Annotated in this window: 7 protein-coding genes and 1 other annotated feature; all 7 genes read right to left on the reverse strand. The window is 41.8% G+C overall.

The window, feature by feature from the left end; translation table 11 throughout:
• Positions 1–3 precede the first annotated feature (3 nt).
• The 7 genes from QM867_RS05825 to QM867_RS05855 all read right to left on the reverse strand — a co-directional run bounded on the left by QM867_RS05825 (position 4) and on the right by QM867_RS05855 (position 9,419).
• On the reverse strand, positions 4–570 hold the full coding sequence (locus tag QM867_RS05825) for an aminodeoxychorismate/anthranilate synthase component II (protein WP_414315334.1): 567 nt from the start codon (positions 568–570) through the stop codon (positions 4–6).
• A complete protein-coding gene (trpE, locus tag QM867_RS05830; protein ID WP_414276444.1) occupies positions 567–1,928 on the reverse strand; it encodes an anthranilate synthase component I in 1,362 nt (453 codons plus the stop codon). The genes QM867_RS05825 and trpE overlap by 4 nt, the downstream gene beginning before the upstream one ends.
• A gap of 293 nt (positions 1,929–2,221) precedes the next feature.
• Positions 2,222–3,400 (reverse strand): tryptophan synthase subunit beta, encoded by a 1,179-nt coding sequence (trpB, locus tag QM867_RS05835; protein WP_414315335.1) that lies wholly within the window; start codon positions 3,398–3,400, stop codon positions 2,222–2,224.
• A 186-nt stretch (positions 3,401–3,586) separates the two neighbouring features.
• Positions 3,587–3,817: a binding site (T-box leader), on the reverse strand.
• 60 nt (positions 3,818–3,877) lie between these two features.
• The gene (locus QM867_RS05840; RefSeq protein WP_414315336.1) at positions 3,878–5,104 is read right to left on the reverse strand and encodes a DegT/DnrJ/EryC1/StrS family aminotransferase; all 1,227 of its coding nucleotides are present in this window, start codon (positions 5,102–5,104) and stop codon (positions 3,878–3,880) included.
• 39 nt (positions 5,105–5,143) lie between these two features.
• Positions 5,144–5,836, reverse strand: a complete 693-nt coding sequence (locus tag QM867_RS05845; RefSeq protein ID WP_320693131.1) for a sugar transferase — start codon at positions 5,834–5,836, stop codon at positions 5,144–5,146.
• Between the two features lie 105 nt (positions 5,837–5,941).
• The gene (locus QM867_RS05850; RefSeq protein WP_414315337.1) at positions 5,942–7,684 is read right to left on the reverse strand and encodes an ABC transporter ATP-binding protein; all 1,743 of its coding nucleotides are present in this window, start codon (positions 7,682–7,684) and stop codon (positions 5,942–5,944) included.
• Entirely contained in the window at positions 7,674–9,419 is a 1,746-nt protein-coding gene (locus QM867_RS05855; RefSeq protein ID WP_414315338.1) for an ABC transporter ATP-binding protein, read from the reverse strand. Before QM867_RS05855 ends, QM867_RS05850 begins: the two co-directional genes overlap by 11 nt.
• Positions 9,420–9,594 lie beyond the last annotated feature (175 nt).

Consider the following 9,594-nt stretch of genomic DNA (forward strand, 5'->3'; position numbering starts at 1 on the left):
TCCTCACTTTACAACTTTCTCGATAAAATTCTGAATAGAAGATAGACCATCAGGCGTTCCGATACTTTCTGGATGATACTGCAAGCCATAAATCTGCAAGGTTTTGTGTTGAATCCCCATAATAGCTTGGTCATCTGTCGAACGAGCGGTCACTTCAAACTCTTCTGGCATCTCTTCGATTAAAATACTGTGGTAACGCATGACTGGACGATTGTCCTCAATCCCTTGATAGAGAACTGATGGAGTCTCAAATCGGATTTGACTTTGTTTACCGTGCATAACTTTAGGAGCCAAGCCTAACTTGCCACCAAAGACTTCTGCGATGGCTTGGTGCCCCAAACAAATCCCTAGAATAGGTTTCTTACCTGCAAAATCACGAATCATTTCTTCCATTTTCCCAGCATCAGCTGGCCAACCTGGGCCAGGAGAAAAGACCAGTCCATCTGCCTTTGTAGCTTCTTCATAAAGGTTTGGATCATCATTTCTCAAAACCTGAACTTCTGCGAAATTCCCGATATATTGAGCCAGGTTATAAGTAAATGAATCATAATTGTCAATCAATAAAATCATGGTCTTAGTTCTCCCATTCTAGTCATAGATTTAGCTTTGTTAATCGTTTCTTGGTATTCGTTCTGAGCGATGGAATCATAAACAATTCCTGCACCAGCCTGTACGTAGGCTGTTTTATTTTTAAGAATCATGGTTCGAATTGCAATAGCAAAATCCATGTCTCCAGTTGCTGATAAGTAACCGATAGCTCCTGCATAGACACCTCGCTTCTCTTTTTCTAGTTCATAGATGCGTTTCATGGCCCGAATCTTTGGTGCTCCCGATACTGTTCCTACCGGAAGTGTCGCCTTTAAGGCATCCATGGCAGTCAGTTCTGGTAATAAATGTCCTTTAACCACGCTGGTCAAATGCATGACATAGCGGAAAAGTTCGACTTCCATATACTTGGTTACTTGGACACTTGCTGTTTCAGCAATTCTACCGATATCATTTCGTCCCAAGTCCACCAACATTCGGTGTTCTGCCATTTCCTTTTCATCAGAAAGTAGATCACTTGCAAGTGCCGCATCTTCCTCATCATTGGCACCTCTAGGACGTGTACCTGCAATTGGATTGGTTGTCACAATGCCATTTTTGACGGAAACCAAGCTCTCAGGACTGGCACCGATAATTTGATAATTTCCAAAGTCATAAAAGTAGAGGTAATTTGATGGATTGGTCACTCGGAGATTTCTGTAGAAGTCAAAAGGATTTCCAGTTACTTCTGCGGAGAAGCGCTGACTGAGCACACATTGGAACATATCTCCCTTGCGAATCAAGTCGCGAGCTGTTTCTACCATCTCTTCAAATTTCTGAGGTGCAATATGTGGTCTAAACTGAAGTGGAGAAACGTCCAAATCTTCAAATTCATTTGGAGCAGGGATTTTCAACTCTTCTAAAACCTGATCTAAAGCCACTTCTAGTTCTTCATTACTACGATTACTGTAGAGAGCATCCTCGATGACATTAATTTTTTCTTTCTTATGGTCAAAAACTATATAACTCTCATATACGAAGAAATGCATATCTGGCGTCCCAATGGTATCCTGAGGGATTTGGCCGATTTCCTCATAGAGCGAAATCATATCGTAACCCACAAAGCCAATGGCTCCCCCACCAAAAGGGAGGTCTGAATGGTGCTGACTCTTATGAGTCACCTCATAGAGGAAATCCAAGGGATCACGATCAATCACCTGACCATTTTGATAAAGAACTCCATTCTCAAACTTAATCTCAAAAACTGGGTTATAGGCTAAGATAGAAAATCGAGCATTTTCTTTTTCTCTTGGGATACTTTCAAGTATGACCTTGTGTTTTCCGTTTAAGCGCATATAAGCCAAGATTGGTGATAAAACATCTCCATGAATGATTCGTTCCATTGTAATTTCCCTTTCAGTTCTTCTTAAATTTCGTGTTGATTCTACAAAAAATCCCCACGCAAAATAACTTGCGTGAGGACGAAATTCGTGGTGCCACCTCAATTATAGGATTTCTCCTATCTCTCATTCCTGTCTCAGATAGCTCCTGTAACAGGTTGTGCGATAAAGGGCACTCCCTCGAGAATCATGTTTTCTTCTCTCATTTCAGATGGACCCAACCTTACAGCTTTCTCTGCTTGTTTTCAGCAACCACAAGCTCTCTGTGAGAGAAATCTCTGTATCTTTTCCATCTTTTATTTTTTAGCTTCAAGATAATCTGCAATAGCAGCTACGTCCTTGTCTCCACGACCAGAGACATTGATGATGATAATCTCATCTTTACTTAGTTTCGGCGCACGTTTAACTGCTTCAGCGATAGCATGTGAGCTTTCAATTGCAGGGATGATTCCTTCTGTTTTGCTTAATAAAAGCAAGGCTTGGACAGCTTCTTCGTCTGTCGCTGCTACATATTCTACTCGACCAGAGTCTTTAAAGAAGGCATGTTCTGGACCAACCCCTGGATAGTCCAAACCTGCTGAGATAGAGTAAACTGGCGCCAGCTCTCCATCTTCCTTAAAAACTGCATAAGTCTTCATTCCATCGACAATTCCGACACTACCCTTGGTCATAGTTGCTGCGTGCTTGTCTGTATCAAGTCCATGACCAGCAGCTTCTACCCCAACCAATTTTACTTCTTCATCAGCTACATACTGTGAAAAAGCTCCGATGGCATTAGAACCACCACCCACACAGGCAATAACGTAGTCTGGCAGACGTCCTTCTTTTCCCAAGATTTGACGACGTGATTCTTCACTAATAACCTTTTGGAATTCATGGACAATCGTTGGATAAGGATGAGGGCCTACAGCAGATCCTAAAACGTAGAATGCTTCAAGGTCATTCATCCATGCTCCAAAGGCTGCATCAACCGCATCTTTGAGGGTACGAGTACCAGTTTCAACTGCGTGAACAGTTGCTCCCATCATCTCCATGCGGAAGACATTGAGACGTTGACGCTCCACATCTTCTGCCCCCATATAGACATCACATGCCATACCAAATTTGGCCGCAGCTGCAGCTGTCGCAACACCGTGCTGGCCAGCTCCTGTCTCAGCAATGACACGCTTTTTACCCATGCGTTTTGCTAGAAGGATTTGTCCTAAAACGTTGTTGAGCTTGTGAGATCCAAGGTGGTTAAGGTCTTCACGTTTGAGATAAATCTTAGCTCCACCTAAGTGCTCTGTCAAGCTCTCTGCATAATATAGCGGTGTCTCACGACCTGAATAATCCTTCAAGTAATGACGAAACTCAGCTAAAAACTCTGGATCTTCCTTGTATTTTTCAAAAGTAACTTCCAATTCATCTAGCAAAACCTGAATTGGTTCTGGTACAAAACTACCACCAAATTGTCCGAAATATCCTTTAGTTGTCATAAATTTTTCCTCCTTCTGTATGAATCCGGCTTTTTATTTGCTTTTGGTAGTGAAATGGTCTGGGGGACCATTTCAGCCTTTACTCAAAGAACAAGTGAAACTTGAATATTACTCTAAGTTAACGCCCTAATAAAAGATAAACAAAACGACGGATAGAAAAAAGCCCACACACGGAATCTATTTCCATGTGAGGGCGTTTGTAACGCGGTACCACCTCATTTGTAAAGAGAATATCCCCTTTACATCTCTGCCTTGTCTAACAACAAGTTGCACTGTAAGGTGTGCCTACCGAATTTTCATTGTTTCAAATTCACTTTTAAAATCAGCCCAATTTCACTAGTTCCAACCACCTGTTCGCAGTAACCACAGGCTCCCTGAAGATTAAAAATAATTACTTTTCTGATTTGTTGAGTTAATTATATGTTATTGTTTTTCCTTTGTCAACCGTTTTCATTCATTTTTTACTAATTTTTTTAATTATTTTTGTGAAGCACCTAGAATTTCTTCAGAAACTCTGACAAAAGTCTCAATGATATAGTCTACTTCTTCATCCGTTAATTTCGTGTGAAGCGGTAATGTAATTTCATTTTCAAAGAAGGCATAAGCCTTTGGATAATCTGCCATGTCAAAGCCAAGATTCTTATAAGCTGTCAAAAGTGGAAGCGGTTTGTAGTGAACGTTACTTGCGATTCCTGCTTTGGCCAATTCTTGGATAATTTGATTACGTTGCTCGAGACTAGCTCCTTCCACATGGGTGATGTAAAGGTGACGACAAGATTCAACAGTATCTGTCTCATGAGCCAATGGGTGGATCCGAGTTCCTGCAAATCCACGGTCATAGCGAGTTACGATTTCTTTACGACGTTGTAGCAAGCTAGGATAACGGTCCAACTGAACCAGACCAAGTGAAGCCATGATATCCGTCATGTTGCACTTGTAGGCAGGAGTTACGATATCGTATTCCCATGAACCCAGTTGCATCTTAGCTAGCGCATCTTTTGTTTGACCATGAAGAGATAGGATTTGGAATTCCTTGTACATTTCTTCATCATCAATAGCTGGATTAGCTTTCCAAGTTGCACTTCCTCCTTCAGCAGTTGTGAAGTTCTTAACTGCGTGGAAAGAGAAGGACGTAAAGTCTGCAATAGAACCAGCTGGTTGTCCTTTGTAGGTTGAACCCAAAGCATGGGCACTATCAGATACTACAACAATACGATTAAAGACCTTTTGCCACTTGCTAGTAGCTGTAAAGAGGTCACGTTTTTTCTCGACAACTTGGAACAAACGGTCATAGTCACAGATAATCCCTGCAAGTTCAACTGGAATAATAACTTTTGTATTCTCAGTAATAGCTTGCTCAAGCTTGTCATAGTCCATTTCAAAGGTATCAGCTTGGATATCAACCATCACTGGTGTCGCACCTACGTGAGTAATGACACTACATGAAGCTGTATAGGTCATAGCTGGAACGATGACCTCATCGCCAGGCCCTACTTCAAGCACGCGCAAAATCAATTCAAGAGCTGCTGTTGCAGAGTTGAGGCAGACTGTCTTAGGCGTTTGAGTATAGAGAGATAAACGACGTTCTAGTTCTTTTGTCTTTGGACCTGTTGTAATCCATCCTGAACGGAGGGTATCTGCTACTTCAGCAATTTCAGCTTCGGTAATATCGGGTGGTGAAAATGGAATATTATACTTTGTCATTGATTTACTCCTTTTACTGTATTCACTCTTGTGACTACTTTATTTTAAAACTTCAACTACAGTCTGAAACATGATTTTGATATCTCCAAAGAAACTAAAATCACGTAGATAGGCTAGGTTAAAGTGCATTTTCTCTGGAAGGACTCTTTCCACATAAGCCTGGTCAACTGTCATACCTTTTGCAGTCATTTGACTGATGATGGCATCCTCATCTTTATAGTTTATGCTTGCAAGGGACGTAATCCCTGCAGGTAAGAGCAAGGTCGCCATCATCTCGGGGCTATACTGCTCTGTGTAGCGTGGTACTTCTGGACGAGTTCCCACAAAGGACATCTCTCCTTTGAGGACATTGACCAATTGTGGCAATTCATCCAAACGAACACGTCGAATGAAATTTCCAACTTTTGTGATACGACTGTCATTTGCAGAAGTTACCAGACTTCCTTTCTTGTCCGCGTCCGTTACCATAGTCCGGAATTTCCAAATCTTGAAATGTCGGTTGTACTGGGTTACCCGCACTTGCTTGTAAATAACTGGACCCTTGCTATCTAGCTTGATCCAGATGCTTAGAATCAGAAATAAGGGGGAGGTCAAGATTAACAAGACTAAGGCTAGAAACAAATCTAGACAACGCTTGAAAATCAGTGAGCCTTTTCTTCTAGACACAAGCTGGTAGTATGGTTTTACCTCGCTCAATTGCATTTCTTGAGGTAGTTCATCCCATTTCAGCATGCACATTCTCCTCTATTTTTATATATAATCTTTATTAACATTCTACATTATACCACAAAATGAAAGAGGCAGTGCAAGAAATCTGTGTTTTAAAGGAATTCTTCCCTAGGAAAGAGCACCTGCTTGCAAACTATACATCTTGTGATAGGTTCCACCCAATGCTAGGAGTTCCTCGTGGGTTCCACTTTCGATGATACGTCCCTTATCAAGGACATAGATACAATTAGCATCTTGAATGGTAGAAAGGCGATGGGCGATGGCGATGGTTGTCCGACCTTGTCTCATCTTAGCTAGGGAATTTTGGACCAGAGCTTCTGTTTCAGAGTCGATATTGGCTGTCGCTTCATCCAAAATCAGAATTTTAGGTTGACTGGCAACAGTTCTAGCAAAGGCAAGAAGCTGACGTTGACCAGTTGAAAAACTCGAACCACGCTCAGATACAGGAGCATCATAACCTAAAGGAAGATCTTGAATGAAGGAGTCTGCATCGACAAATTCTGCTGCAGCCTTGACTTGGTCATCGCTGATATCTTGGTACATGGCGATATTGGACTTAATGGTCCCATGATAGAGGAAAGGTTCCTGTAGGACCAAACCGATATTTTTTCTCAATTCCTCTTGGCTATACTCTCGAATATCCACACCATCTAGGAGAACCCGACCAGACTGAAATTCATAAAAACGCATGAGAACATTAATGATAGATGATTTTCCAGATCCTGTATGCCCGACAAAGGCAATGGTTTCACCTTTATTGACGGTAAAGGAAATATCATCCAGAATTTGGTGTTGCCCATCATAAGAGAAGGACACATGCTCAAAGCGGATATTTCCTTCTTGAATCTCGGCTTGTCCATTTTCTTGGATCGGTTCATAGTTGGATTCATCGATGAGTGCAAAGACACGACCTGCTGACACCATGGATGTCTGCAGAGTAGAAAAGTTTTGCGTTACCTCGATGAGCGGATCAAAGAGACGGTTGATGTACTGGATAAAGGCATACATAGTTCCTGCCGTTATTCCTAGATAAAGACCACGATAGCCAAAATAAGCCATCAAAACTGCATAGCCCAACAGCTTCAACAAACTCATAGCTGGGCGTAAAAAGAGAGAATCCAAGGCTACTGAACGGTTAGCGTAGACTAGGTGTTCCTGGTTTATCTCATCAAACTCTTCTTGCAGGCGTTTTTCTTGGTTGAAGGCTTGAATAATGCGAATTCCTTCGATATTTTCTGCCAGCTTACTGTTAATATCTGACAGTAGACTTCTGGTTTTTTCAATGACCTTGACCGATTTTTTACGGTAGAGATTGACCAAAAGGAAAATCAAAGGCAGAAAGAGCAAGACTAAAGCAGTCAGACGATAGTCCAGAACTAACATGGTATAAAGGGTCGTCACGAATATAAAGACTGCCGAGATAAAGCTAGATAAGATTCCCGAAAACATATCACTGATAGTCTCGGTGTCATTTGTCAAACGAGAGACAATAGAGCCTGCAGGCGTTTTATCAAAATAAGACATGCCTAGCTTTTCCATATTGGCAAAGGCATCACGTCGAATATCTCTAACGATGCTGTAGGACACGCGCGCAAAAAGGAGATTCCCCACATATTGGACAATAGTTTGAAGAATGTAGAGACCATAGTAAACTAGCAAAACTGTAACAGCAAGTTGATTGAGATTGTTTAGATACTGGTCGATAAAGTGCGAAGCTACTAGGGGGATAATACTCTTAACAACAGTCGTCGCAAGGAGAAAAGCAAGGGCTAAAAAGGTGAGGACCCCATAGGGCTTAAGATAAGACAACAAACGCTTCAATACAACCCATTGTTCTTGTTTATTCCGCATCTTCTTCTCCTTTCATTTCTAACTGTTGAGACTGGTAGGTCTGGGCATACCAACCATCCAAGGCTAGTAAGTCTTCATGCCTACCTCGTTCAATGATGCGACCATCCTGCATGACCAAAATCAAATCTGCATGAACAACTGCACTGAGACGATGGGCAGTGATGATAGTCGTTTTATCTTTGCGAGTTTCCTTGAGATTATCGATGATCGCGAACTCTGTCTTAGCATCCACAGCTGACAAGGAATCATCTAAAATCAAGATATCAGGATTTAAAATCATAGCCCGACTCATAGCCAGACGTTGCTTTTGCCCACCAGATAGACTAACACCTTTTTCCCCGATAACTGTATCAAACCCCTCAGGCATGGCTTGAATGTCTTGATAGACTTGAGCCAACTGAGTTGCTTTCTCTACTGCAGAGAAAGGTAGGTCAGGATTTCCAAAACAAATATTCTCTATGATAGAACTAGCAAAGAGAAATTGGTCCTGTGGAACGTATCCCATCAAACTACGTAAGTCAGCTAGTCGATAGTCACGAATGTCATGACCATTTAGATAAATAGCTCCTTTGTCAACGTCATACTCACGTAGGAGCAATTTAATCAAAGCTGTTTTCCCTGAACCAGTTTGTCCAACCAAGCCTAAGGTTTGCCCTTTTTCGAGGCTAAAATGGATATCTTTCAGCGTCTCTTCGTCTTCAAAGGCAAAACGATCAATGGCATAGTCTAAGCGCCCATTTTCAATCCCGTTAAGTGGAGATGCTGGGTCTTTGACAGGTGACTCTTGAGACAAAAGACTCTCAATTCGTTGGTAAGAAACTTTTCCTCTCTGAGTAATATTAAAGAGGAAACCAATAGCCATCAAGGGCCAGACCAACATATCCAAGTAAGAGATAAAGGTGACAAGATTACCAACGGTTACTTGTCCTGCTTGCACCATAAAGGCACCCACTAAGAGAGTTAAGGCATAGGAAGAACCAACAAAGAGTAGAACCATGGGGTCAAAGAGACTATCATATTTCATGGTTTGCAGATTCTTTTGGAAGGTCAAATCATTGACTTCCTGGAAAGATGCCAATTCATCAGACTGATAGCCAAAGGACTTGGTTACCTTGATACCTGATACAGATTCTTGAACCTTATTGTTGAGTTCAGAAAAGGCTGCCTGTGATTCTCCGAAAGCCTTATGGGTCTTTCTCCCCAGACGACTAGTCGCATAGGCCATAAATGGCAAGGGCAGAATGGCAACCAAGGTCATCTGCCAAGAAATGCTAAAGAGCATAGTCAAGAGAGTTACCAAGGCTGTGATAGAGGCATCCACTGCCATCATGACACCACCACCTGCTAAACGAGTCAGAGCATTGATATCATTGGTTGCGTGAGCCATCAAATCCCCAGTCCGATAACTCTGATAAAAAGCGGGAGACATCCTTGTAAAATGTTCAAATAGTCTTGAACGCATGATTTGTCCAAGTCGGTAGGAAGTCCCTAGGATATACATGCGCCAAACATAACGCAGATAATACATCCCGAAAGCTGCCAGCAGGAGATAAAAGAGATGGAGCAGGAGCTCATCTTGTGTTAATCGTCCCGAAGTAATGGCATCAATCACGCGCCCCATGACCATAGGTGGGATAAGGTTTAGTACAGAAACCAAAACCAAAGCTACAATTCCAACTAGGTAACGGCGTTTTTCTAATTTAAAAAACCACCAGAGTTTTTGGATGATGGACATAAAATTCCTTTCTAATAACAAATGGAAACCTGAGGCGACTGCCTCAGGTTCAGATTGAAGACAAAGTCCTTAGAACTCAAGTTTCTAAGGGCTTTTCTTTTTGTAAAGTCGTATAATAGAGGTAAGAAGAGTTGTGAGGTAATCCCTATGTTTCACAAAGAAAAACCTGATTATA

This window comes from Streptococcus infantis (assembly GCF_047463635.1).
GTDB classification, from domain to species: Bacteria; Bacillota; Bacilli; order Lactobacillales; family Streptococcaceae; genus Streptococcus; species Streptococcus infantis_W.

Bases quoted from the DNA above. Each gene is read 5' to 3' on its own strand.
- QM867_RS05825 (WP_414315334.1), bottom strand. From the start codon at position 570: ATGATTTTATTGATTGACAATTATGATTCATTTACTTATAACCTGGCT.
- trpE (WP_414276444.1), bottom strand. From the start codon at position 1,928: ATGGAACGAATCATTCATGGAGATGTTTTATCACCAATCTTGGCTTAT.
- trpB (WP_414315335.1), bottom strand. From the start codon at position 3,400: ATGACAACTAAAGGATATTTCGGACAATTTGGTGGTAGTTTTGTACCA.
- QM867_RS05840 (WP_414315336.1), bottom strand. From the start codon at position 5,104: ATGACAAAGTATAATATTCCATTTTCACCACCCGATATTACCGAAGCT.
- QM867_RS05845 (WP_320693131.1), bottom strand. From the start codon at position 5,836: ATGCTGAAATGGGATGAACTACCTCAAGAAATGCAATTGAGCGAGGTA.
- QM867_RS05850 (WP_414315337.1), bottom strand. From the start codon at position 7,684: ATGCGGAATAAACAAGAACAATGGGTTGTATTGAAGCGTTTGTTGTCT.
- QM867_RS05855 (WP_414315338.1), bottom strand. From the start codon at position 9,419: ATGTCCATCATCCAAAAACTCTGGTGGTTTTTTAAATTAGAAAAACGC.